This is a genomic window from Erwinia sp. SLM-02 (genome assembly GCF_037450285.1).
GTDB lineage: Bacteria > Pseudomonadota > Gammaproteobacteria > Enterobacterales > Enterobacteriaceae > Erwinia.
On record NZ_JAQISN010000001.1, the window covers coordinates 978,403 to 1,001,175 of the forward strand.

General features: G+C 58.4%; 22 protein-coding genes. 6 read left to right on the forward strand and 16 right to left on the reverse strand.

From position 1 onward, the window contains the following. Positions 1 to 15 precede the first annotated feature (15 nt). Positions 16 to 1,254 carry a M20/M25/M40 family metallo-hydrolase gene (locus PGH32_RS04650; RefSeq protein ID WP_337893313.1) on the forward strand — a complete coding sequence of 413 codons (1,239 nt, stop codon included), beginning with the start codon at positions 16 to 18 and terminating at the stop codon, positions 1,252 to 1,254. Beyond that, complete coding sequence (locus tag PGH32_RS04655; RefSeq protein WP_337893314.1) at positions 1,251 to 1,979, forward strand: amino acid ABC transporter ATP-binding protein; 729 nt, start codon at positions 1,251 to 1,253, stop codon at positions 1,977 to 1,979. The genes PGH32_RS04650 and PGH32_RS04655 overlap by 4 nt, the downstream gene beginning before the upstream one ends. A 68-nt stretch (positions 1,980 to 2,047) precedes the next feature. Here the strand turns inward: PGH32_RS04655 and PGH32_RS04660 are convergent, their stop codons facing one another. From PGH32_RS04660 to PGH32_RS04670, 3 genes are read right to left on the reverse strand one after another with little or no spacing between them, the layout of a single operon-like run. Then, complete coding sequence (locus PGH32_RS04660; RefSeq protein WP_337893315.1) at positions 2,048 to 2,983, reverse strand: alpha/beta hydrolase; 936 nt, start codon at positions 2,981 to 2,983, stop codon at positions 2,048 to 2,050. Further along, the gene (locus PGH32_RS04665; protein ID WP_337893316.1) at positions 2,970 to 3,839 is read right to left on the reverse strand and encodes an alpha/beta fold hydrolase; all 870 of its coding nucleotides are present in this window, start codon (positions 3,837 to 3,839) and stop codon (positions 2,970 to 2,972) included. Before PGH32_RS04665 ends, PGH32_RS04660 begins: the two co-directional genes overlap by 14 nt. Further along, positions 3,832 to 4,911 (reverse strand): sugar phosphate isomerase/epimerase family protein, encoded by a 1,080-nt coding sequence (locus PGH32_RS04670; protein ID WP_314425502.1) that lies wholly within the window; start codon positions 4,909 to 4,911, stop codon positions 3,832 to 3,834. The genes PGH32_RS04665 and PGH32_RS04670 overlap by 8 nt, the downstream gene beginning before the upstream one ends. A gap of 174 nt (positions 4,912 to 5,085) precedes the next feature. Here PGH32_RS04670 and PGH32_RS04675 point away from each other — a divergent pair, with 174 nt between their 5' ends. Beyond that, entirely contained in the window at positions 5,086 to 5,664 is a 579-nt protein-coding gene (locus PGH32_RS04675; RefSeq protein WP_337893317.1) for a TetR/AcrR family transcriptional regulator, read from the forward strand. A gap of 19 nt (positions 5,665 to 5,683) precedes the next feature. Here PGH32_RS04675 and PGH32_RS04680 read toward each other — a convergent pair whose 3' ends face one another. Beyond that, on the reverse strand, positions 5,684 to 6,244 hold the full coding sequence (locus tag PGH32_RS04680) for a TetR/AcrR family transcriptional regulator (RefSeq protein WP_314425497.1): 561 nt from the start codon (positions 6,242 to 6,244) through the stop codon (positions 5,684 to 5,686). A 296-nt stretch (positions 6,245 to 6,540) separates the two neighbouring features. Here PGH32_RS04680 and PGH32_RS04685 point away from each other — a divergent pair, with 296 nt between their 5' ends. Then, positions 6,541 to 7,323 (forward strand): SDR family NAD(P)-dependent oxidoreductase, encoded by a 783-nt coding sequence (locus tag PGH32_RS04685; protein WP_337893318.1) that lies wholly within the window; start codon positions 6,541 to 6,543, stop codon positions 7,321 to 7,323. A gap of 13 nt (positions 7,324 to 7,336) precedes the next feature. On the opposite strand, the gene PGH32_RS04690 is transcribed toward PGH32_RS04685, so the two are convergent. From PGH32_RS04690 to ptsP, 6 genes are all read right to left on the reverse strand, one after another. Further along, positions 7,337 to 7,672: a gamma-glutamylcyclotransferase family protein gene (locus PGH32_RS04690; protein ID WP_314425493.1), complete on the reverse strand. Its 336-nt coding sequence runs from the start codon at positions 7,670 to 7,672 to the stop codon at positions 7,337 to 7,339. Positions 7,673 to 7,786: 114 nt separating this feature from the next. Further along, on the reverse strand, positions 7,787 to 8,737 hold the full coding sequence (gene tal, locus PGH32_RS04695) for a transaldolase (RefSeq protein WP_337893319.1): 951 nt from the start codon (positions 8,735 to 8,737) through the stop codon (positions 7,787 to 7,789). A gap of 85 nt (positions 8,738 to 8,822) precedes the next feature. Continuing rightward, positions 8,823 to 10,076 (reverse strand): class II D-tagatose-bisphosphate aldolase non-catalytic subunit, encoded by a 1,254-nt coding sequence (locus tag PGH32_RS04700; RefSeq protein WP_314425490.1) that lies wholly within the window; start codon positions 10,074 to 10,076, stop codon positions 8,823 to 8,825. Positions 10,077 to 10,085: 9 nt separating this feature from the next. After that, a complete protein-coding gene (locus PGH32_RS04705; protein WP_314425488.1) occupies positions 10,086 to 11,189 on the reverse strand; it encodes a PTS fructose transporter subunit IIC in 1,104 nt (367 codons plus the stop codon). 168 nt (positions 11,190 to 11,357) lie between these two features. Beyond that, entirely contained in the window at positions 11,358 to 11,678 is a 321-nt protein-coding gene (locus PGH32_RS04710; protein WP_314425485.1) for a PTS fructose transporter subunit IIB, read from the reverse strand. A gap of 60 nt (positions 11,679 to 11,738) precedes the next feature. Then, positions 11,739 to 14,249: a phosphoenolpyruvate--protein phosphotransferase gene (gene ptsP / locus PGH32_RS04715; protein WP_337893320.1), complete on the reverse strand. Its 2,511-nt coding sequence runs from the start codon at positions 14,247 to 14,249 to the stop codon at positions 11,739 to 11,741. A 329-nt stretch (positions 14,250 to 14,578) separates the two neighbouring features. On the opposite strand from ptsP, the gene PGH32_RS04720 reads away from it, so the two are divergent. Next, the gene (locus PGH32_RS04720) at positions 14,579 to 15,244 is read left to right on the forward strand and encodes an HAD-IA family hydrolase (protein WP_314425481.1); all 666 of its coding nucleotides are present in this window, start codon (positions 14,579 to 14,581) and stop codon (positions 15,242 to 15,244) included. Between the two features lie 153 nt (positions 15,245 to 15,397). Here the strand turns inward: PGH32_RS04720 and PGH32_RS04725 are convergent, their stop codons facing one another. From PGH32_RS04725 to PGH32_RS04750, 6 genes are all read right to left on the reverse strand, one after another. Continuing rightward, a complete protein-coding gene (locus PGH32_RS04725; protein WP_314425478.1) occupies positions 15,398 to 15,787 on the reverse strand; it encodes a PTS fructose transporter subunit IIB in 390 nt (129 codons plus the stop codon). Continuing rightward, on the reverse strand, positions 15,784 to 16,635 hold the full coding sequence (locus tag PGH32_RS04730; RefSeq protein ID WP_314425476.1) for a helix-turn-helix transcriptional regulator: 852 nt from the start codon (positions 16,633 to 16,635) through the stop codon (positions 15,784 to 15,786). The genes PGH32_RS04725 and PGH32_RS04730 overlap by 4 nt, the downstream gene beginning before the upstream one ends. A gap of 1 nt (position 16,636) precedes the next feature. Beyond that, positions 16,637 to 17,656, reverse strand: a complete 1,020-nt coding sequence (locus tag PGH32_RS04735) for a PTS fructose transporter subunit IIC (protein ID WP_314425473.1) — start codon at positions 17,654 to 17,656, stop codon at positions 16,637 to 16,639. 22 nt (positions 17,657 to 17,678) lie between these two features. After that, positions 17,679 to 19,259, reverse strand: a complete 1,581-nt coding sequence (locus PGH32_RS04740; RefSeq protein WP_337893321.1) for a PTS sugar transporter subunit IIA — start codon at positions 19,257 to 19,259, stop codon at positions 17,679 to 17,681. 288 nt (positions 19,260 to 19,547) lie between these two features. Further along, the gene (locus tag PGH32_RS04745) at positions 19,548 to 19,850 is read right to left on the reverse strand and encodes a putative quinol monooxygenase (RefSeq protein WP_337893322.1); all 303 of its coding nucleotides are present in this window, start codon (positions 19,848 to 19,850) and stop codon (positions 19,548 to 19,550) included. A gap of 222 nt (positions 19,851 to 20,072) precedes the next feature. Beyond that, a complete protein-coding gene (locus tag PGH32_RS04750; protein WP_337893323.1) occupies positions 20,073 to 20,963 on the reverse strand; it encodes a LysR substrate-binding domain-containing protein in 891 nt (296 codons plus the stop codon). Positions 20,964 to 21,118: 155 nt separating this feature from the next. Here PGH32_RS04750 and pckA point away from each other — a divergent pair, with 155 nt between their 5' ends. Then, entirely contained in the window at positions 21,119 to 22,747 is a 1,629-nt protein-coding gene (gene pckA, locus PGH32_RS04755; RefSeq protein WP_443112735.1) for a phosphoenolpyruvate carboxykinase (ATP), read from the forward strand. Positions 22,748 to 22,773: the final 26 nt, after the last annotated feature.

Consider the following 22,773-nt stretch of genomic DNA (forward strand, 5'->3'; position numbering starts at 1 on the left):
CAAGGACTTCTTTACGTGAGCAACAGACAACACACACTCGCCGGCTGGATTGACCGCCATTTCGACCAGCAGGTTGCCATGCTGAAAAAACTGGTCCAGATGCCGTCGGACAACCCGCCGGGCGACTGCACCCCGCATGCGTTGATGACCGCCCGGTGCCTGCACGAACTCGGGCTGGAGGTGGAAATTCTTACCGTGCCCGATGACGTGGTCGCCGCAGGCGGGATGCGCAGCGCCACCAACCTGATTGTGCGCCACCGCTTCGGCCCCGGCCCGACCGTGGCGCTGAACGCCCACGGCGACGTGGTGCCGCCGGGCGGCGGCTGGAGCAAAGATCCCTACGGGGCGGAAATTGAGGACGGCTGGCTGTACGGGCGCGGGGCGGCGGTATCGAAATCCGATATCACCACCTACACCTCGGCGCTGCTGGCGCTGATCCACAGCGGTGCAGCGCTACACGGGACCGTTGAACTGCACTTCACCTGGGATGAAGAGACGGGCGGATCGACCGGTCCCGGCTGGCTGCTGGCCAACGGCCACAGCAAACCGGACTACGTGGTCTGCGCCGCCCTGAGCTACTTCGTGGTCACCGCGCACAACGGCTGCCTGCATCTGGAAATCGAGCTTAAAGGCCAGTCGGCCCACGCCGCGTTTCCCTCGACCGGCTGCGATGCGATTGAGGCCGGGAACCGGTTGATGACCGCCCTGTACCGCTATCGCGATGCGCTGGCCGAAACCCACTCGGCGATCGACGGCATCGACTCGCCAACGCTGGTGATTGGCCTGGTGAACGGCGGCATTAACACCAACGTCGTGTCGGATAATTTCGTGCTGCGCCTGGATCGCCGCATCATCCCGGAAGAAAACCCGGAGGCCGTCGAGCAGGAACTACTGGCGCTGGTCGCCGACGTGCAGCAGCAGGTGCCCGGCGTGACCTTTAACGCGCGCCGCATCCTGCTGGCGCGTCCGTTTACCCCTTCGCCGCAGAGCCTGGCGCTGGCGGCGATCTTCAGCCAGCAGGCCGAAGCCGTATTCCATGAGCCGATCCCGCTGGTCGGCCTGCCGCTGTACACCGACGCCCGGCTTTACAGCGACGCCGGCATCCCCACCATCATGTACGGTGCCGGGCCGCGCAGTTTCCTGGAAGCGAACGGCCATCGCGCCGACGAACGCATCCACCTTGATGACTTACGCCGCGCCACCCTGGTGGTTGCCAACAGCCTGGTTGCCCTTTTGCAGGAGAAAACCGCATGATCGCCATTAAAAATCTGACCAAATACTACGGCGAGCTGCCGGTACTAAAAAACTGCACCCTGGATATTCAAAAAGGCGAAGTGGTGGTGATCTGCGGTCCTTCCGGCTCCGGTAAATCCACGCTGATCAAGTGCATGAATGCGCTGGAGCCGTTCCAGAAAGGGGAGATTAATATCGACGGCATGGTGCTGAGCGATAAAAAAACCAGCCTGCCCGCGCTGCGTCAGCAGGTTGGCATGGTCTTCCAGTCGTTCGAACTGTTCCCGCATATGACGGTGATGGACAATTTAATCGTGCCGCAGATGCGTATCCTGAAACACAGCCGCGAGCAGGCGCAGAAAAAAGCCCACGCGCTGCTGGAACGCGTCGGCATGAAGCCGCACGGCCACAAATACCCGGCACAGCTTTCCGGCGGCCAGCAGCAGCGCGTGGCGATTGCCCGCGCGCTGGCGATGGAGCCGAAGGTGATGCTGTTTGATGAACCAACCTCGGCGCTGGATCCGGAAATGGTGGCCGAAGTGCTGGCGGTGATGGTGGAACTGGCGGAACAGGGCATGACCATGTGCTGCGTGACCCACGAGCTGGGCTTCGCGCGGAAAATCGCCGACCGGATGATCTTTATGGACGCCGGAGAAATCATCGAAGATTCGCCGACCGATACCTTCTTTACCGCGCCGGCTTCCGGGCGGGCGAGAGATTTTCTCGAGCAGATTATTCACCATTAACCACGTGGAAAACCGCGCCTGGACAGAAGGTCAGGCACGGAAATCTTCAACAAGATGAGCGGGCGGCATCAGGCCGCTGGTTCATCCCACAGCCGTGAACAGTGTTCAAACACCTGCCGCGCGGCGGGAGTGACGGCGGTCATATGCATCGCGCCATGGATCGTCCCCGCCAGCCGTGCCAGCCGCACGTTGACCCCCTCCAGCGCCAGCCTGCGGGCGTACTCTTCCGCCTCATCCCGCAGCGGGTCGCATTCGCAGGTCAGCAGCAGCGTATCCGGCAGGCCGTGCAGCGATGCCGCCGCAGACGGGCTGGCCAGCGCGTTCCGCCTCTCCCGGGCGTCGGGCAGATAGCGATCCCAGCAGTATTCCATCACCGCCCGCGTCAGGCCAAAGCCCTCGCCGTACTGCTGCCAGGAGTCGAACCGCATCGCGGCATCCAGCGCCGGGTACAGCAGCAGCTGGCGGGCAATCAGCGGCCCCTGCCGATCTCTCGCCAGCAGACAGGCCGCCGCCGCCAGGTTACCGCCCGCGCTGTCGCCGCCAACCGCGATGCGCTGTGGGTCGATACCCAGCGCGTCGGCCCGATCGGCGATCGCACAAAGCGCGGCATAGAAATCGCTTAGCGGCACCGGGAACGGGTGCTCCGGGGCCAGGCGATAGCCGACGGAGAACACCACGCTGCCGGTGGCGTCGGCCAGCTGCTGGCAGGGAATATCCCAGGCATCCAGACCGCCCAGGCACCAGCCGCCGCCGTGGGCATACACCACCGCCGGGCGCATCAGGCCGTCTTCTGCCCCTGCCGGAAAATACATTCTTACCGCGAGCGGCCAGCCATCCTGCGCATCAATGCTTAACGCCTCCCAGGGGCGAGTTTCTCCGGTAACAGGCTGCTGACCGGCAATCAATCCTGCGTCGGTAGCTGACCGCATCACCGCCAGCGGCACGGCGGCGCTGAAATCGGGCGCGGCGGCCAGCCAGCATTGCGTTGCGCTATCGAGCGGCATAGCCTTTCTCCTGTAAAAACGCCGCGATCAGCGTGCAGAATTCCTCCGGGCACTCCTCGGTAATAAAATGCCCGCAGTCGCTGACCATCGCGCTGCGCAGGTCGGGGGCGACTTTTTTCATCGTCTCCGCCGGGGCATCCCGCGTGGCGTGCTCGGCCCCGATAGCCAGCACCGGCATAGCCAGCGGTGCGGCGGCCCGCTGCTGGTTCTGGCGGATGGTCTCCGGGATGGCGCGATAGTAGTTAAACCCGGCCTCCAGCTTACCCGGTACGCTGTAGGCGTCGATATACACCTCCGCCGCCACGCGTTCCCGCCGCCATGACCATTTATCGAACATATAGCTGAGATACAGCCGTTCCCGGCCCGCGATCAGCGCCTCCGGCAGGCCGCTTAGCTGGTTGAACATAAAGTGCCAGAGGAAGATATTCTCCTGCGGGCTGACAAAAATCTCCGGCGCGGGGGCCAGGCCGGGGATCACCGCTTCGGTCAGCAGCAGCGAATGAACGCGCTGCGGGAAGTCCGCGCCCATCGCGTAGCCCACCCACATACCAATATCATGGCCGATAACCGGAAAGCGTTCGTGTCCCAGCTGCGACATCGCCTCAACCAGCTGCGCGGCGATATTGCCGGTATCAAAGCCGCCGGTCGGCGCATCCGACTCGCCGGTGCCCGGCGGATCGACCGCCACGGCGGTATAGCCCGCGCGGGCCAGGTGCGCCATCACGTGCCGCCACGTGTACCACGTCTGCGGCCAGCCGGGGATCAGCAGGACCGCCGGGCCGCTGCCCTGAATGACACAGTGCAGACGGCGCCCGTTCACGCGCAGATAGCGGTGGTGCAGGGTCGGGTTAGCCATGATGTGCGGCCTCCGCGGTGCCGATGCCTAAAAGCCGGTTTATCTGACTCTGGCTGACCGGGGCCGCCGCGAAGTCATCGAAAATCTTATCGGTGACCGGAATAATATGGTCGCGGATAAACGCCGCCCCCTCGCGTGCACCATCGTCTTTGTTCTTCAGGCAGCATTCCCATTCCAGCGTCGCCCATCCGCCATAGCCGTTCTGAGTCAGGCGGGAGAATATCCCGCTGAAGTCGACCTGACCGTCGCCCGTTGAGCGAAAACGCCCGGCGCGATCGGCCCATGACTGGTAGCCGCCGTACATGCCCTGGCGTCCGGTAGGATTAAACTCGGCGTCCTTAACGTGGAACATGCGTATGTCATCCCGGTAGATATCCAGAAAATCGAGGTAGTTCAGCTGCTGCAGGACGAAGTGGCTGGGATCGAACAGGATTTTACAGCGGGGATGATGCCCGGTGCGCGCTAAGAACATCTCAAACGAGATGCCGTCGTGCAGATCCTCGCCCGGATGGATTTCATAGCAGAGGTTAATGCCCCGTTCGTCGCAGGCATCGAGGATCGGCAGCCAGCGGCGGGCCAGCTCGTCGAAGGCGGTTTCCACCAGCCCGGCCGGGCGCTGGGGGAAGGGGAACACGTAGGGCCAGGCCAGCGAGCCGGAAAAGGTGCCCATCTCGGTCAGCCCCAGCCGGGAAGAGGCGCTGACCGCATCCAGCAGCCGCTGTCTGGCCCACGCGGTGCGGGCTTCAGGATCGCCGTGCAGGTGCGGCGGCGCAAAGCTGTCGCACAGCGCATCGTAGGCCGGGTGCACCGCCATCAGCTGGCCGAAGATATGCGTGGTCAGCTCGCTGATGACCAGCCCGTGCTGCGCCAGCATGGCGGTGATATCGTCGCAGTACTGCTGGCTTTCCGCCGCCAGACTGACGTCAAACAGCCGCTTATCCCAGGCCGGGATCTGCAGGGCGCGGAACCCGTTCTCCGCCGCCCATCCGGCAATGGCCTCAAGGCTGTTAAACGGGAAAACATCATCACTGAACTGCGCCAGGTGCAGGCTGGGACCCTTGATCGTTTGCATATGAACCTCTATTGTTTGTCGATTGACAAACAATAGAGGCGTGACGGTCCAGCAACAAGGCGTTTTTGCTAACGCAGCACGTAGTGCTCAGTCACAAGGGCAGAAGGTGGCTGATTTAATGTGATATTCTTTTTGCCAGACCGTGAACGCATCATCCCAGAAAAGAGAACCGCTATGGCCGGAAGACCCAGAGAATTCGATCGTGAAGCCGCCCTGATCCAGGCGCGGGATTTATTCTGGCGCCACGGCTTTGAGGGCACCTCGATGTCCGATCTGGTGGCGGCGCTGGGGATTGCCTCCGCCCGTATCTACAAAGCGTTCGGTTCGAAGGAGCAGCTTTTCCGCGAAGCGGTTGCGCACTATGCGGAGCACGAAGGCGGCTTTGCCGCCCGCGCGCTGGAGGAGGGCGATATCGCCACCGCGATTAGGCGGATGCTGATGGATGCCGTGGCGCTGTATACCCGGCCGCGCGCCCCGGCGGGCTGCATGGTGGTTTCCTCGGCCAGCGCGCTCAGCGATGAAAACCAGCCGCTGCAGCAGTGGATGGCGGAACAGCGTCGCCTGCGCACTGAATCCGTGATTGACCGCTTCCGCCGGGCGGCAGAGGCCGGGCAGCTGCGCAGCGATGCCGACCCGGATCTGCTGGGTAACTATTATGCGCTGGTGCTGCACGGCCTGTCGGTGCAGGCGCGGGACGGCGTTCCGGCGGACGTGCTGGAAAGCGTGGTGAAGGTTTCACTGGCGGCGCTCTGACCGGCAAGCACCGGATAAATTAAGCTTCGCTATTTCCTTCGTTCAGGATCCGCGCGCGGCAAACGTCCAGAATTTCATCGGCCAGCGCGGAATCATCCGGGCACGCGCGGGACAGTACCATCGCACCCACCAGATGCGCGAGGGTGTCGATTATGTCAGCACGTCTGGAGCCTTCTACCCCTTCTTCGCCCCCCAGTCTGGCCAGATGTTTTTCAATGCCCTCGGCAAACAATGCCTTAACCGAGTCGGGCTGGCGTGCCGTGTCGGTGCCGAGCGCCGACATCACGCAGCCGGAACCCATCGCATCGCGATGCTGACGGGACAGGTAGCGTTCGACAAACTCTTCCCGACCGGTGCCGCCGGAAATGTCGGCCGCCTGCACAAAACCGCAGCTCACCGCCTCCGCCATCAGATCCGTCTTGGAAGCGAAGTGCTTGTAGAACCCACCGTGGGTTAACCCTGCGGCAGACATCAGTTCCGCCACGCCCACGCCGTCGAAGCCGCGTTCACGAAACAGCGCCGAGGCCGTTTCGACAATTCGCTGGCGATTCTCGCGCACCTGCTCTTTCGACACTTTCATTGTTCAGGCTCCTCTGAAAGAAAACTCTGTCGCCAGTATACATTGATGATGACCGTAATCAAAAATGTTGACGTTTTAGATTATGATCGTCATCATAAAATGCGCATCGCATCGCATCGCATCGCATCGCATCGCATCGCATCGCATCGCACGGCCACCGTCGGCGGAGTGTTGCGTGGCAGTCCGGCGAGGCAGGCAGAGAGCAGTGCGAGCAGTGAGAAGAGCACCGGCGACCGGCGATGGCCAAATGCTGCATCGACCAACTCAGTTCAATCATCCACACAGGAAATACGCAGATGTCCAAACCTTCCGTTCTGATTACAGGTGCTTCAACCGGTATTGGCGCAGTCTACGCGGAGCGATTCGCCCGGCGCGGCCACGGCCTGGTGCTCGTGGCGCGCGACACCGCAAAGCTTGCGGCACTTGCCGAACGTTTACAGCAGGAAAACGGCGTGGCGGTGGATATTCTGCCCGCGGACCTTACGCAGTCGGATGACGTTGCCAGGGTAGAAGCCCGGCTGCGTGACGATGCGCAGATTGGCATCCTGATCAACAACGCCGGCATCGCCCAGTCGGGCGGATTCGCCGGGCAGACGGCGGAATCGATTGAGCGCCTTATCGCGCTGAACGTCACCGCGCTGACGCGGCTGGCTAACGCGGTCACGCCGCGTTTCGTGCAGGCTGGGGAGGGGGCGATCGTCAATATCAGCTCCGTCGTCGGGCTGGCACCGGAATTCGGCATGTCGGTTTACGGCGCAACCAAGGCCTTCGTGCTGTTTCTCTCTCAGGGGCTGAACGTTGAACTGGCGGGGACGGGCGTCTACGTGCAGGCGGTGCTGCCGGCCGGCACCTACACCGAAATCTGGGATCGCGCGGGTATTGATATCAATTCCCTGCCGCAGATGATGCAAGCCGGGGATCTGGTTGACGCCGCGCTGGTGGGCTTCGACCGCCGTGAAACGGTCACCATCCCGCCGGTGCAGAACGCCTCAAGCTGGAGCGGCCTGGACGCGGCGCGCCAGGGGCTGATTGCGGATATTAATCAGGCGAAGGTGGCGGAAAGGTATCAATCTGCCTGACCCGCGCTTACAGCTACAGCCCGGACTCAGGCTGTAGCTGATAAATCCAGGCGCTTACCTGCAGGCCATCAACCGTCGTCACCTCAACCTTGACCCGATCGTAGCCGTCTTCGAATTCATCCAGCATCGGCCAGTGCGCCTGCAGATTATGGGAGAAAAACAGGTAGCCGTTTACCTGCGGACCGTCGCTGTGCAGCACGATCCCGGGGAAATCCGCCGCCGCGCCCCAGCCCCGCTCATAAAACGTGCCGGTGACGTGACCCGCCAGCCACTCGCCGCCGATGTTTTCCATGATATGGGCATTCGAATGGCCCGGGCGCAGCGTGCCGTAGACAAACAACGATTCCATCTTGCCTCAACAGTTAAAAAAGGGTTACCCGCCGGGTAAGGAACAGCGATCAAAATACGGCTTAATCGGGCGGCTGGCAAACCCTTCGTCACTCATGCCGGCAAACGGCATAGCCTACAGATACTGGCCCAGCAGCGACTCCAGGCTGTTCTGGTCGACGGCGAACAGGCGAATACCTTCGGCAAGCTTTTCCACCGCCATCGCATCCTGATGGTGCGCCCAGTAGAACTCCGCCTCCGTCATGGCGGCAGGTTTAGCCAGCACCTCGCCCTCAAAGCTCAGCGGAGCGGGCACCGGCCCCTCGCTTTGCTGCAGCTGCGCCAGCAGCGCCGGGGAAACGGTCAGCCGATCGCAGCCGTTCAGCGCCAGCACCTGTTCCGGCGTGCGGAAGCTGGCACCCATCACCACCGTGCGGTAGCCGTGCTGTTTATAGAAGCGATAGATCTTCTGTACCGACTCCACGCCCGGATCGTTAGCGGCGGTGTAGCTGATGCCCGGGTTGTTTTTCCTGTACCAGTCGTAAATGCGGCCGACGAACGGCGATATCAGGAACACACCGGCATCGGCGCAGGCACGCGCCTGGGCGAAAGAGAACAGCAGCGTCAGGTTGCACTGAATTCCTTCTTTTTCCAGCGTTTCTGCGGCGCGGATCCCCTGCCAGGTGGCGGCAAGCTTAATCAGCACCCGTTCTTTGCCGACGCCTTTCTCCTCGTACAGGGCGATAATTTCCCGCGCTTTGGCAATGCTGGCCGCGGTGTCGAAGGAGAGGCGGGCGTCCACTTCGGTGGAAATGCGCCCCGGCACGCTTTTCAGGATCAGCGACCCGATGCTGACGGCCAGCGCGTCGGCAACGTCTGCCGCCTGCACCGGTTTACCCGCCCGACGGGACTTCACCGCCGCAACGGCCTCCGTTATCAGATGCTGATACTGCGGAAGCTGCGCGGCTTTGTAGATAAGCGACGGATTGGTGGTGGCATCTTCCGGCTGATACGCGATGATGCTGTCAATATCCCCGCTGTCGGCAACAATCGTTGTGTGCTGCTTTAGTTGTTCAAGCTGATTCATAACCATGACCTGTAATGTTTAAAGAGGGTTGAAAACCACAGGAAGCAGCACGAGGCCGCTCCCTGTGGCGGAGCGGGAAGGGCGATCAGTTAGCCTGCGCAACGCGGGTGGTCAGGCCTGGCATGTTGAAGCACTCGGCTTCGTTCTGGATCATATCCTTGATTTTATTGACCACGTAACGCTCAGGCTCCACGCCAAACGATTTCAGATTGGCAAACATCGCCTTCATCTCTTTCACTACGGCCGGTTTTTCGTAGTTGTAGTGGCCGCTGAGTTCAAGGATCTCTTTCAGCAGTTCCGGCTCGCTGAAGATTTGCTCCTCGGACTTGTTTTTGTGCTCATCGGTCATCCACTTTTCCCACTTGTGGCTCAGCACGCACTCGCGGGTCAGCACGGTTTTTAGATCGGACGCGGTCCTGATAAAGCCTTTCGCCGCCAGATCCTTTTCCACCTGCGCCAGCTTCAGATAGGCGCGGGTTTCAATGGTGCCGTAAGCCGGGGCCACGTTCATCGCGGTGATCCCCAGGCCCGGATGCTTAAGCAGGATCTCATCCGGCAGGTAGTCGCCGTTGTGCTCTTTCAGACCCACGCCGTGGCGGGTGCTGATGGCGGACAGTTCAGCGGACTGTTTATCGTTGAAATGACCGACGTTCTTGGTCAGGCGGGTCAGGGTGCCGGTCTGACCGACGATAAACAGCGGCTGCGGCAGCGATTCGGCCGCCAGGCGCTTGTTCAGCTCGATAATAAACTCTTCGTAGGCGCTGACGTCGGTCAGGCCGCCGTTGGTTTCTTCGGTGCCGACTTCATAGAAGAACTCTTTCAGGCTGTTGGCCTTGCGGTAATCTTCGCAGAAGCGGATCAGCTCAACGGTACGGCTCAGAACCAGTTCGATATCAATCGCTTTACCCACGACGTAAGGGTCTTTGGTCGGGTCGATATGCAGCAGGTCGAAACCGGCATCCATATCAATCTGATACGAGCGGCGGGCCAGCTTCATCGCTTCGTCTTCGGGGATATGGTCTTTGCGCTCTTTATCACGCTGCCACGGACCGCCGTGGTCGCGGCAGAGGAAGTAATCGCCGTCGAAGCCGACTTTCTCCGCCATGGCTTTCAGGTCGGCAGCGAAGCGGAACTGATCCCAGTTATTGACGTAACCGGCGCCGAATTCATCGGCATCCACCTGGTTACGGCTGGCAATAAACATCAGCGGCAGATCTTTTTCCTTACCCAGTTCAAAACAGGCCTGAATTAAAGCCGGAGACATCGGGCCTATACCCAGCATCGTGGATTTTCCACCGTTAACGATATAATCGACGTACTGTTTCATTGTGTTTTTCATAATAACTCCTCAGACTTTATTCATATCAGAAGTGATGGGTTTTTTAGCCGATGCTTTCTTTACCGGCTCGGTAATATTGGGTCGCAGAATATGCAGGCAGATGGCGGTGACAATCACGCCGATAGCCATATCAATGACGTACCACATCGGGGCTTTATTCACGCCGGCAATGGCAATTAATCCGCCGTGGGGAACCATTGACTCCACGCCGTGAATCATCGCCAGACCGGCTCCGACGGCGCTGCCGATAATAATTGACGGCAGCACGGTTTTGAGATTTTTAACCGCAAACGGAATGGCGCCTTCGGTAATTCCAATTAAGCCCATAAAGGCGGCAGAGGTGCCCATTCTTCTTTCGTCTTCCGCCCATTTACGCTGGGAAATAAAGGTCGAGAGCGCAATACCCAGCGGGGGAATGGCGCAGGCAATACGATACGCCCCGTTCGGGCCATAAATACCTTCGGCCATTAATGCGAGGGTAAATGCGGTGGCGGTTTTATTCACCGGCCCGCCCATATCAAAGGCGGCCATTGCGCCCAGAATCAGGCCGAGAATAACGCCGCTGCTTCCCTGCATATTCGACAGCATGGAAACCAGCCATTTCATGGCAAAGCCGATTGGGCCAATCAGCACGTAGAGATAGAGCATGCCGACAATACAGGTGGAGACGATGGGAATAATCATGATCGGCATCACCGGCATTAACGCCTTGCCGACTTTCCAGGTTTTGATCCATTTGGCGACGTAGCCGCTGAGAATACCGAGCAGCATCGCCCCGAGAAACCCGGTCACCACGTGGTCCGCGCCCAGCGGCGTGCTGGCCATAAAGCCGGTGATAAAGCCCGGCGTCAGGCCCGGCTTACCGGCGATAGAGTAGGAGATATACGCCGCCAGCACCGGGATCATCATCCCCAGACCGGCGCTGCCGATAGCGCCAAGATTGAGTAGGAACGGGTTGGTGACCACCATCCCTTTGCCCACGACCGGCTCGCCGCCCACCAGCGACAGCGCCAGGCAGATACCACCGACCACCACCACCGGCATCATGTATGACACGCCGGTGCTGAACGCTTTGACTAAATCGTCCTTAATGACTTTGATATTTTCCGACATTTTTATCCTCCCGAACCTGCTATTTTTTATTGGGCTGCCGCGATATTTAAACGCAGCGATCCCCCGGCGCCTGTGCGCTAAATGAAAAATGCAGGGCTCGCAGAAATTTAATTAACGAGTTTAATATCCGGTGACGGCCGTCGAAATAAAACGCACCGGGCGTGTTGATCAGCTCACCAGTTTTACGGCTTTATCAATAATGGCCGCCGGATCGCGCACCACCTCGGCCGGATTGAGCGATATAACCCGGCCCTCATCTTCTTTTTCTTCGAATCGCTCCACGCCTTCAATGCCGATAGCAATCGCCAGAATTACCACGTCGGCTTCGGCAATTTCATCGTCACTTAATTCATTTTCAATGCCCATGCCGCCCTGGGTTTCAACTTTGACGTCATAACCCCTTTTCTTACACTCCTGCTCAATCGCTTCCTGTGCCATATAGGTGTGGGCAACGCCGGTAATACATGCTGCAACGCCGACAATTTTCATAAAAAACTCCTGATTGTTATTTGGCTGATTTTTAAAATAGGGCTTGTGGTTATTCTGTTTTTATAGTGCCAGGGTGCTGGCCATCAGGGTGTAGAGTACGCTGACGTTTTCGGCCTGTTTTATTTCATTGCGGAATTCCTCTTTCATCAGTTTTCTGGCAAGCGTTGAGAAATATTTCATATGCTCGTTAGGGTCGGCGGATTTACTGACCGTCAGCATAAATATGGTTTCAACCCGCTGATCGCCCCACATAATCGGTGCCGCAAGGGTGGCCATGCTGATGGTGGAGTGCTGAATATGGTCCGATTTGGTGTGCGGAATGGCGAAGCCATAGCCCACGGCGGTAGAAAAGGCGTCTTCGCGCGCCCAGATATCGTCGGTTAACCGATCGCGATTATCGGTACGGTGATGCAGCCAGAGATTGTCGGCCATCATTTTGATCGCCTCGTTCTTATCGCTGGCCTCCAGCCCGCAGAGAATAAATTCCGGGGCGAGGATCGGCATGTTGCTCAGCGCCTTGACCTCCGGCGAACGCAGGGCACTTTTTACCCCGGCGGAGTGCTTGAGGGGGACGATCTCCTCAACCAGCCGCTGGCATTTGGTGAAATCCAGCGCGCGCAGCGCGTGCTTAACGCCCGGGATCGCGGTGCCGCTCATGCTCAGTTCGTCAAAGCCCATCCCGACCAGCAGCGGCAGATAATCACCGCTGGCACCCAGTTCTCCGCAGAGGCCGATCCACTTGCCCGCGCGATGCACCTCATCCACGGCAAACTTCAGGGCGCGCAGGAACGCCGGGGCGTAATGGTCGTAAACCGCTTCTACCTGCGAATTGCCGCGGTCGGCGGCAAAAAAGTACTGCGTCAGGTCGTTGCTGCCGACGCTGAAGAAATCCGCGTGTTCGGCGATGTCGCCAATGGCGAAGATCACGGAGGGGATCTCCAGCATCACGCCGAGTGCGATTTCATCGTTAAAGGGCAGGTTTTCCTCCCGCATCGTGCTTTTCACCTCGTCGAGCACTTCGCGGCACCAGATAACCTCATCGACGCTGGCAATCATCGGGATCATGATTCGGGCATCGCCCAGCGCCGAGGCGCTGAGGATCGCCCTCAGCTGCATGGCGAACAGATCGCGATAGCGCGGGTAGGTCCGTACCGCACGGAAGCCGAGAAACGGGTTTTCCTCTTCGCCGGTGTTGAGGTAGTCCACCGGCTTATCGCCGCCGATATCGAAGGTGCGGAAGATAACCGGCCTGCCTTCTGCCCGCTGCATCACCTGGCCGTACAGTTCTGCCAGCTCGTGATAGTCCGGTGGTGTTTCGCGGTCCATAAACGACATTTCGGTACGAAACAGGCCGATGCCTTCCGCGCCGTTGCTGAATGCCGCTTCGGCTTCCGCCAGGCTGGCAATATTGGCGGCGATTTCCACGCTGTGATTATCGTGGGTTTTCGCCGGCTTGTGGACGCCAGCCAGCATCTGCTGCTGCATAGTCTGCTGCACGACAATTTCATTGCGGTAGTAGCGCAGGACCTGCTCATCCGGCGCGGTAATCAGAATGCCCGGATTGCCGTCGATGATGATGTCATTTTCCGCATTCAGCGGCAGAGCGGAGAAATCAATATCCGTCAGGGTCGGGATGCCGAGCGAACGCGCGAGGATAGCGGTGTGCGACGTTTTACCGGTGGCGGATAAGACCATGCCGCTGAGATACTGTTTATTGATGCTGAGGAACTGGCTCGGGGTCAGGCTGTTGGCCAGAATAATCGACGGCTGCGTTAATTCCAGACTGTTTTTCGGCAGTGCGCCCGCGCCATAAATGGCGGTGAGCAGCTGCCCGGTAATATCCAGAACGTCAAGGGTCCTTTCTTTTATATATTTACTCGATGAACGGTTAAGGATTTCACACAATTCCATTGCCGACTGAATAACCGCATTCCAGCTATTTTCTCCAGCGGCAATCGCGTTAGCGATCTGGCTCTGGAAGGTGGCATCGGTCACAATCGACAGGTGGGCCTGCAGAATATCATGCTCAACGCCGTGTTTAATTTCCAGTGCGGTGAGCTTTTCGTCTTTTAGCGTGGCTAACCCCGCCAGGAATAACCGCTTTTGCTGTTCGGCGCTATATTCTCCACCCGGGTTGAACGCCAGCATTTCGCTTAAGGACAGGCTTTGGATCCGCACCGGCCTGGCAATCGCTACGCCGCCGCTGATGCGTGAGCCCTGAATAAAATCGAGCCGGGTTTCCCGCAGGGAGCGCGGCAGATAACCCGCGGGTGACGGGGCTTCATCCTTCTGGGCGACCTCAAAAGTAGGCAGCTTTTTCAGCAGCGCCCGCAGCTGCTTCGCCGCCGCCGCCGCATCTTCCCCGCTGAGCGATATTTCACAGGCGTCGTTGAATAAGGTATCGGTGGCGACCACCGAGAGGGCGCTTTTTGCATTGCCCTGAATACCGCTGCGAATATTCCTCCAGCATACTTCAGACAGGAAAGTATTACACAGTCGTTCGATATGCCCTGCAGGCCGGGCGTGAATGCCTTCATTCAGTTCACACTGGTACGCTATTATTTCTGACATCATCGCTCCCGATAATACTTTGGCAAATTCTGATTAAATTTCCTGGCAGGTAAAAGTCTGCGCTTCATGTTTTATATCCTTCACCTTTGATGGCCGTCTTTGAATAGAAAAAAAGTGACCTTTGCTCGAATAAAAAAGCAGGTTAATTATTTTGTGATCGCAATCATGAAATTAAGTTGTGCGGAGTCGCCTGTGATAATCATCACGTTTTTATTGATATCCCGATCGCGATAACATATTTTCTAATAAGGTGACTTTCTTACTATTTAATAGCAGGGGGAATGGCGTACAGAATAATCACACTCTTTTATTATTACGTGGTAACAACGATGCATTTTCGTGGGGTATTACTGGATTTAGACGGCACATTGGTGAACTCGCTGGATTTTGTTGAGGCATCCTGGAGCGTGTGGGCCAATGAAAAGGGGCTGGAGCCGCGAGCGGTCTGCCATTATCTGCACGGTAAGCCGGCGATGAGCACGCTGCGCCACTTTATGCCCGGGGCCAGCGAACAAACGCTAATCGACGAATTTCTCGCGCTGGAAGCCTGGGAGGCCAGCCACACCGACGGCATCACCGCCGTTGACGGCGCGGTGGATTTTCTCCACCGGCTGGAGCGGAACCGGGTGCCCTGGGCCATCGTCACCTCCGGCTCGCTGAAAGTGGCCTCGGCGCGCATCCGACAGGTTGGCTTTCCGGAGCCGCCAGTGCTGGTGACCAGCGAAGATATTCAACACGGCAAGCCCCACCCGGAACCGTTCCTGATCGGCGCCGCCCGGCTTGCCGTTTCTCCCGCCCGCTGCATCGCTTTTGAAGACTCCACCGCCGGTCTGCTTTCGGCCGCCGGGGCCGGGTGCGTGGTGGTTGAAGTCCTCACCCGCCAGTCGGTTGTTCACGACATCGACACCTGGCAAACCCTCAATCGCTATGGGGGACTGAACGTGACGCAGAAGGGGGAGGGGGAGTTTTTCCTGACTATTCAGGGGGAGCGTTAACGGGCATCGCAAACCCCCCTGGGGAATGCTATCCCCGGCAGAGCGTTGACGCCGCGCAGCGGGTGAACGACGGCCACCCGGGTGCGCCGCTGGGATGGCCGTGCTTCCGCGAGCCTTGATCTGCAACTGACTTCAGATCGATCTGCCCGCCTGCTACAGGTCGATCACGTTGCCTCGCGGCAGATTCAGCGACTTGCGCATGGCACCGATCACCTCGCCTGGCTTGAGCAGCAGCGAGTTAATGCAGACGTTCAGAATGCGGCAGCCGTCAAAGCGCAGGGGATTATCGATGGTGATATCGGAGGCGATAATGGTCAGTTCCGCTGCGAATATATCCTCGCTGGTAATTTTATTCTTCAGCCCCAGCACGCCCTGAGTCTCGATTTTTATCGCAAAACGATACTGCCTGGCCAGTTTCTCCAGCTGCTCCGCCGCCATATAGGTGTGCGCCACGCCGGTGGCGCAGGCGGTGACCGCCACAACGTGCAGATTACGTTCGCTGGAGAACGGCTGGATCTCCTCTCTTCCTGTCCGGATGGTCATAAGCCTGCTCCCTTATTTTTGCGCCGGTATTCCAGCGGCGTACAGTCGTTGATATCGCGAAATACCTTGCAGAAATAGTTGGTATCGGTGAAACCGCACTGCTCCGAAAGCTCGTTGATTTTGAGATTGGTACCGATCAGCAGCGCTTTGGATCGCGTAATGCGGGCCAGCTTGAGATATTCATTAAACTTCACGTCTGACTCCCTGGAAAACAGACGCGACAGATAGCCGGGGGAAATATTAAACGTCTCGGCGACGCTTTCCCGGCTAATGTCCGTATGGTAGTGGCTGTCGATATGGCTCTTGATGTCATCCAGCAGTGAGTATGGCCGCTGGTTAACCAGGCCATCGGTAATTTGATACAGCAGATCGTTAATCAGCGCGTAGACCACGTGGGCAAACGTTTCGCCGGTGGTATCCTGCGACCACGCCAGTGACTCGGCGAGATCGAGCAGCCGGTCGCGGACCGTGCTGCTGGAGTTTTGCAGGTTGTACTTCTCCACTTCTTTAAACTGCGTGCCGTCCCAGTTGCTGATGCTGAAGCCCACATCCTGCTTCCAGAAGACGATCGACATGCAGATCACCGGGCTTTCCCACTGCGGCGAGTTCCAGCTGTTGGCGGGAATGTAGGTAATGGTGCCGACCGGGCGTTCATATTTCACGATGCGGTCCGCCCCCTTGGGCAGCAGCATGCTGAGCGCGCCCTTCACCGTCAGCTCGATGCGCGGTACGTGCAGATAGTAGGCCATCGCCGGCGGATTCGCGTTGCCGTTGGCCACCAGCACGCTGTCGTTTATCGCGCCCTGGCCGCTGAATTCACTGAGAATAGACTGAATAAACGTGCCCATATTATGCCCGCGGTTTAATAACGGTTTTCAGAACCTTCACCGCCACGGCGGTGGCAACGGTCCCGGCGATCACCGAAACGATATAGCCAAAATGATTACCCACCACCGGTAAGACGATAAGCCCGCCCCAGGGGGCGGCATTGGTGGCACCAAACCACAGTGAGAGGACCGCCGCCACCGCGCTGCCGAACATAATGGCCGGGATCACCCTGACCGGATCGGCCGCCGCAAAGGGGATCGCCCCTTCGGTAATGCCCATAAAGCCCATAATCACCGCGGGCTTCCCGGCCTCGCGCTCCACATCATTAAAGATGTCTTTAAACAGAAAGGTCGCCAGCGCCAGCCCCAGCGGCGGCGTGCAATCGGCGGCGGCAACGGCGGCCATCAGCTGCGGATTGGTGGAGATCAGGGCCACGGCGAAGAAAAACGCGGTTTTGTTCATCGGGCCGCCCATATCGACGGCGATCATGCAGCCCAGAACGGTGCCGAGAATAATAAACGACGTGCCCTGCATATTGCCCAGCCAGGCGCTCAGCCACTTCATCAGCCCGGCGATCGGATCGCCAATAATGTAATAAACCGCCATACCGGTAATAAACGTACCGAGCAGCGGGATAATGAAGATAGGCAGCACCATGCGCAGAAAGCTGGGGATCCGCAGCCGGGCAATCAGACTGAGCAGCAGCCAGACCACCATTCCGGCGATGATCCCGGAGAACATGCCGCCCAGGAATCCGGCCCCCATCTGCCAGGCCATCAGTCCGCCAATCGCCCCGGGAGCCAGCCCCGGCTTATCCACCATCGACCAGGCAATAAACCCCGACAGCATCGGAATAAACAGGGTCAGACCGGCGAGGCCGATTTGCGACATCGCCTTGAGAAAGCCGTGGTCGGGCACGGCGGCTTTTTCGTTGAACATCACCGCCAGCGCCAGTAAAACCCCCCCGGCCACCACGAAAGGCACCATATACGACACGCCGGTCATAAAATGCCGTTTGGTATTTTTTAATATTTTTATCATGTCAGCCTCGTAACGTGGGTGCTCAGCAGGCCAGAGTTTGGGATATCAACGTGTAAAGCGCTTCCGGGCCGTTCGCCTGTTTAATCCGGCTGACAAATTCATCGTTCATAAGCATGCGCGCCAGGGTGGAGAAATGTTTCATATGCGCGTTATCCTGCGCGGTTTGACTGATTGTCAGCATAAACAGGGTGTCCACCATCACGCCGCCCCAGGCAATCGGCTGCCGCAGCGTCGCCACGCTGAGGGTGGAGTCGTGGATAGCGTCGGTCCGCGCGTGGGGGATGGCAAAACCCGAGCCGACCACGGTGGGAAACGGCACTTCCCGCGCCCAGATATCATCGCAGAGCTTATCCCGCGCGTCGGTGCGCCGCTGCAGCCACAGGTTATCCACCATCATCTTAATCGCCTCGTTTTTATCGCGGGCGTCCATCCGCCATAAGATCATCTCCGCGGTCAGCAGGGGGGTTTCCCCCACCCTGGCGCTGTCTTTCCCCAGCGCGGTGTTGACCCGCAGCCGCTGCATCTCCTCCTGAACGGCAATTTCCTGGCGGTAGTAGCGCAGCACGTTCTCATCCGGGTGGACGATCAGAATGCCGGATCCGGCGTCGATGACGACTGGCCGTTCTGCATCCAGCGTCAGTTCGGTGAAATCGACATCGGCCAGGGTGGGTATACCCAGCCAGCGGGCCAGTATCGCCGTGTGGGAGGTTTTGCCGGTGGATGACAGCACCAGACCCACCAGCCGGCTTCTGTCCAGCGCCAGCAAAAGGCTGGGGGTCAGATGGCTGGCGAAGACAATCGCCGGTTCGGTGAGCAGCAGCGGGCGATGGCCCAGCGCCCGTTCACCATAGGCCGCACCGATCAGCTGCGTGGCGATATCGAGCAGATCGAGCGTGCGTTCCTGCAGGTAGTGACTGGACGATTTCTCAAGCTGCTCGCAAACGTCCAGCGACACCCGGACGATGGCCGACCAGGCGTTCATCCCGCCGTTAAGATAACCGATCGTTGCCTCCTGAAACTCACCGTCGTCAATCAGTGTGAGGTGCGCCGCAATCAGGTCGTGCTCAATCCCCCGGGTTTGACGGAGGGCGCGCTGTTTCTCCCCGCGCAGTGAGGCCAGCCCGGCAAGGAAACGGGCCGTTTCGTTCCCGATACCGTCGGCCTGCCCGGGAGTGCGGTCAATAAGGTCGGCGAAGGTCAGGCTTTGCATCACCTGCGGCCGGGCCTTGGCGACACCCTGATGCAGGCGGGTTCCCTGAATGACCTGCGGGTTCAGCTCCCGCAGGCAGCGGGGCAGGTAACCCTGGCTGACAACCGGTTCGGTGTGCAGGCTGAAGGTAGGGAGATCGGCCAGCAGCGCGCGCAGCCGGGCCGCCGCCTGCTGTTCATCCTTTCCGCTCAGGGTAATGCGGCATTCATCGTTGAGCAGCGTGTCGCTGGCAATCAGCGAGAGGGCGCTTTTCGCATTCGCCCGCAGCCCCGTGCGGGTGTTTTCCCAGTCGATAGCGGCCTGAAACAGATTGCACAGCCGGGCGATATAGCCTGCGGGCCGGGCATGGATCCCTTCATTAAGCTCGCATAACCAGGTGATTGAAACCGCCATCCCGACTCCTGAGCGTGTGTGCAAACCAAAATTTGTAGAACAGGTTTGCTATCTTTCCCTGTTAACCCAGACGATGACATAGCAAAAAAGTCACCTTTACTCTAAAAAAGTGGACTGATTGTTATTTTGTGACTTTTATCATATTTATTGCGGCGGGCAGGATTTGTTAGTGTGTTGATTGTAGAAGGGATTGTTATATCGTTGCGGGTGGAGTGGTTTGTGAGGCTGGTCACAAAATTAAAGAAGGTGACATCTCGGGATGGGAAATGTCACCTGTGAAGAGGGCTATTATTTTGTCGCCGGGCTCACCACGGTATCCATCAAAACAATCCGCCCGTCCTGCCGCTGATACTGATTGATAGCGGGGACCAGCCGCTGAAAATGCTCCGTGGCACAGTGTACATCCAGCGCCGCGCGGTCCGGCCACTCTTCGATAAAGATAAAGTGCCCCGGATCTTTCTCATCGATAAACAGATCGTAAGCAATACACAGCGGTTCTTGTTTCGTGGCGGCAACCAGCTCGCGGTACAGCGGCAGCACGGTTTCGATATGTTCAGGTTTAATAAAGTCTTCAGCGATCACTTTTAGCATTTGGGCCTCCTGGCAGATATGAGCAGAAACTATGGGGTAAAAGAGTTGCTCCGGCAAGTTGCTGATGCCTGTATTGCATCTTGAATTTAGCGTATTCCGCGTAAGCAACGGGAGCTGCGTAACGCTAAACCGAAAGGTAGAATTTTGATCGATTAAGTGTCGGTCTGACTTCTCTGGATCGTCCAACATTGAAATAAGCCACATCGCAGGCAAATCTTTCCATCACCCCTCCGAATTGCGTTCCTTCATGTAGCGCCAGAAGCGCTCTGCCGTCAGATTCAAACGCGCGCCGGAGCGATAAACATACGCCGAAATCTTCAGAGTAAGGCCAGGGTCCATAATCGCGAGTCTCTTCTCTTCCAGCTCGCGCTGAATCGAGTAATCAGGCAGCCAGCCAACGGCGTCGCCCTTCAGGATCATTCTTTTCAGCAGCTCACTCATCGAGGAAACAAAAGTCAGAAGAAAGGTGGTGTTTGGTATGCGATCGATCACCTGATTAACCTGACGCCCCATGTAGCTGTCATTGGCATATTTGACCAGCGGCAGCGGGTCACCGTTCATCGAGAATAACGGTGTGCCGTCAGGGGCGCAGGGGGATACCAGGTGCAGAGACGAATCGAAGATTTTATGATTGATAAACGGGTAATTCATCAGCTCTTCGTTATAAAACGAGAGGATAAAATCACTTTTCCCCTCCTTCAGATTAAACACCGCATCGTTGACGTTAATCGATTCAACGAAGAACACCTTATCCGGGCTGTCGCGGTATTCTGCTAACAGATCGGGCAGCAGCAGAACGGAAAGCGACGGGGCGGCATCAATGCGGATGCTCTGCTTCAGCTTATCTTCGCCCTTGATGCGGCTAATCTGGAAGTCCATATCGTCGAGCATATTCCTGGCATAGCCGACGAATATTCTGCCCTGCGGCGTTAACTGGGGGGGATTCACATTGCGGTTGAAGACGCTGAAACCCAGGTTGGACTCCAGTGACTGAATTCTTCTGCTGAAGGAGGATTGCGAAATATTTCGTTTCTCTGCCGCAAGGGTAAAGCTGCGGCACTCTTCCAGCGCAATCACATCATAAAGCCACTTTACCTCGAGATTACTTAGCACTTCTCTGCTCCGATTTCAGCCCTAATCGCTATGCAATTTTTACATGACGGATGATTTAAATGCAATTTCTGCATCACAAAGCCGGTGTTACTATCCGCTCCATCATGAGGTCGGCTGCTGCCACCTCGCCATTCATCCAATGAGTCAGGTATTTTATGAGCGCCATTCAATCTGTCATGCAACATCTCGCAAGCCTTGGCATCAAAGATGTTAGCGAGGTGGTCTATAACCCGGATTATGAACTGCTCTTCGAACATGAAACCGCCGCCAACCTTGAGGGGCCAGCTCGCGGTACGATGACGACGTCTGGCGCAGTGACGGTGGATACCGGCGAGTTCACCGGCCGTTCCCCACGCGACAAGTACATCGTCCGCGACGACGTGACCCGTCATACCCTGTGGTGGTCTGATGCCGGTACGGGCCGTAACGATAACAAACCGATGTCCGCTGACGTGTGGGCGCACCTGAAAACGCGGGTTGCCGACTACCTGTCGCAGAAAGCGCTGTACATCGTTGATGCCTGGTGCGGTGCCAGCGCGGATACCCGCCTGGCGGTACGCTTTGTGACGGAAGTGGCGTGGCAGGCGCACTTTGTCAAAAACATGTTTATCGCCCCCACCGACGAGGAGCTGGCAGACTTTACCCCGGACTTCACGGTGATTAACGGCGCGGGATGTGTGAATCCGCAATGGCAGGAGCAAGGGCTTAACTCCGAGAACTTCGTTGCCTTCAACCTGACGGAAAATATCCAGCTGATTGGCGGTACCTGGTACGGCGGCGAGATGAAAAAAGGGATGTTCTCCGTGATGAACTACCTGCTGCCGCTGAAGGGGATCGCGTCCATGCACTGCTCGGCAAACCGGGGTGAAAAGGGCGATGTGGCGCTGTTCTTTGGCCTTTCCGGCACCGGGAAAACCACGCTCTCGACCGATCCGCGCCGCCAGCTGATTGGCGATGATGAGCACGGCTGGGATGCAGACGGCGTATTCAACTTTGAGGGCGGCTGCTATGCCAAGACCATCAATCTGAAGGCGGAGTCCGAACCGGAAATTTATGGCGCCATCCGCCGTAACGCACTGCTGGAAAACGTGGTGGTCAGGGACGATGGCAGCGTGGATTATGCCGACGGCAGCAAAACCGAGAACACGCGCGTCTCCTATCCGCTGTCGCATATCGAGAATATCGTGCTGCCGGTTTCCCGCGCCGGTCATCCTTCACGCATTATCTTCCTGGCGGCGGATGGGTTTGGCGTGCTGCCGCCGGTTTCCCGCCTGACGCCGGAGCAGATGCAGTACCACTTCCTGTCCGGTTTCACCTCCAAGCTTGCCGGCACCGAGCGCGGGATTACCGCCCCAACGCCGACCTTCTCGGCCTGCTACGGCGCGGCTTTCCTGCTGCTGCACCCAACGCAGTATGCCGATGTGCTGCAGGAGAAGGTCGCGCAGAGCGGTGCGGAAGTCTGGCTGGTGAATACCGGCTGGAACGGCGCGGGTCAGCGCCTGTCGCTGAAAGATACGCGCCAGATCGTCAACGCCATCCTGGAAGGCGAAACGGGCGCACTGCGCGAGGAAGCGCTGCCGATCTTTGGCCTCGCCATTCCGCAGGAGATTGCCGGTGTGGATGTGGCCACCCTCGATCCGCGTAACGCCTGGGCATCCCCGGCGCAGTGGCAGGAAGCCGCAGAGAAGCTGGCGCAGCTGTTTATCAGTAACTTCAAACAGTACAGCGGCAACGAGGCCGGTGTGCGTATTGCCCAGGCAGGGCCGCGACTGGCGCAGGGCTGAGCTTAGCGCAGTTTGTAAGAGGTTGA

What these genes read in the sequence shown, in the direction of transcription:
- PGH32_RS04655 (WP_337893314.1), top strand. Translation starts at nt 1,251, where the DNA reads ATGATCGCCATTAAAAATCTGACCAAATACTACGGCGAGCTGCCGGTA.
- PGH32_RS04660 (WP_337893315.1), bottom strand. Translation starts at nt 2,983, where the DNA reads ATGCCGCTCGATAGCGCAACGCAATGCTGGCTGGCCGCCGCGCCCGAT.
- PGH32_RS04665 (WP_337893316.1), bottom strand. Translation starts at nt 3,839, where the DNA reads ATGGCTAACCCGACCCTGCACCACCGCTATCTGCGCGTGAACGGGCGC.
- PGH32_RS04670 (WP_314425502.1), bottom strand. Translation starts at nt 4,911, where the DNA reads ATGCAAACGATCAAGGGTCCCAGCCTGCACCTGGCGCAGTTCAGTGAT.
- PGH32_RS04675 (WP_337893317.1), top strand. Translation starts at nt 5,086, where the DNA reads ATGGCCGGAAGACCCAGAGAATTCGATCGTGAAGCCGCCCTGATCCAG.
- PGH32_RS04680 (WP_314425497.1), bottom strand. Translation starts at nt 6,244, where the DNA reads ATGAAAGTGTCGAAAGAGCAGGTGCGCGAGAATCGCCAGCGAATTGTC.
- PGH32_RS04685 (WP_337893318.1), top strand. Translation starts at nt 6,541, where the DNA reads ATGTCCAAACCTTCCGTTCTGATTACAGGTGCTTCAACCGGTATTGGC.
- PGH32_RS04690 (WP_314425493.1), bottom strand. Translation starts at nt 7,672, where the DNA reads ATGGAATCGTTGTTTGTCTACGGCACGCTGCGCCCGGGCCATTCGAAT.
- tal (WP_337893319.1), bottom strand. Translation starts at nt 8,737, where the DNA reads ATGAATCAGCTTGAACAACTAAAGCAGCACACAACGATTGTTGCCGAC.
- PGH32_RS04700 (WP_314425490.1), bottom strand. Translation starts at nt 10,076, where the DNA reads ATGAAAAACACAATGAAACAGTACGTCGATTATATCGTTAACGGTGGA.
- PGH32_RS04705 (WP_314425488.1), bottom strand. Translation starts at nt 11,189, where the DNA reads ATGTCGGAAAATATCAAAGTCATTAAGGACGATTTAGTCAAAGCGTTC.
- PGH32_RS04710 (WP_314425485.1), bottom strand. Translation starts at nt 11,678, where the DNA reads ATGAAAATTGTCGGCGTTGCAGCATGTATTACCGGCGTTGCCCACACC.
- ptsP (WP_337893320.1), bottom strand. Translation starts at nt 14,249, where the DNA reads ATGTCAGAAATAATAGCGTACCAGTGTGAACTGAATGAAGGCATTCAC.
- PGH32_RS04720 (WP_314425481.1), top strand. Translation starts at nt 14,579, where the DNA reads ATGCATTTTCGTGGGGTATTACTGGATTTAGACGGCACATTGGTGAAC.
- PGH32_RS04725 (WP_314425478.1), bottom strand. Translation starts at nt 15,787, where the DNA reads ATGACCATCCGGACAGGAAGAGAGGAGATCCAGCCGTTCTCCAGCGAA.
- PGH32_RS04730 (WP_314425476.1), bottom strand. Translation starts at nt 16,635, where the DNA reads ATGGGCACGTTTATTCAGTCTATTCTCAGTGAATTCAGCGGCCAGGGC.
- PGH32_RS04735 (WP_314425473.1), bottom strand. Translation starts at nt 17,656, where the DNA reads ATGATAAAAATATTAAAAAATACCAAACGGCATTTTATGACCGGCGTG.
- PGH32_RS04740 (WP_337893321.1), bottom strand. Translation starts at nt 19,259, where the DNA reads ATGGCGGTTTCAATCACCTGGTTATGCGAGCTTAATGAAGGGATCCAT.
- PGH32_RS04745 (WP_337893322.1), bottom strand. Translation starts at nt 19,850, where the DNA reads ATGCTAAAAGTGATCGCTGAAGACTTTATTAAACCTGAACATATCGAA.
- pckA (WP_443112735.1), top strand. Translation starts at nt 21,119, where the DNA reads ATGAGCGCCATTCAATCTGTCATGCAACATCTCGCAAGCCTTGGCATC.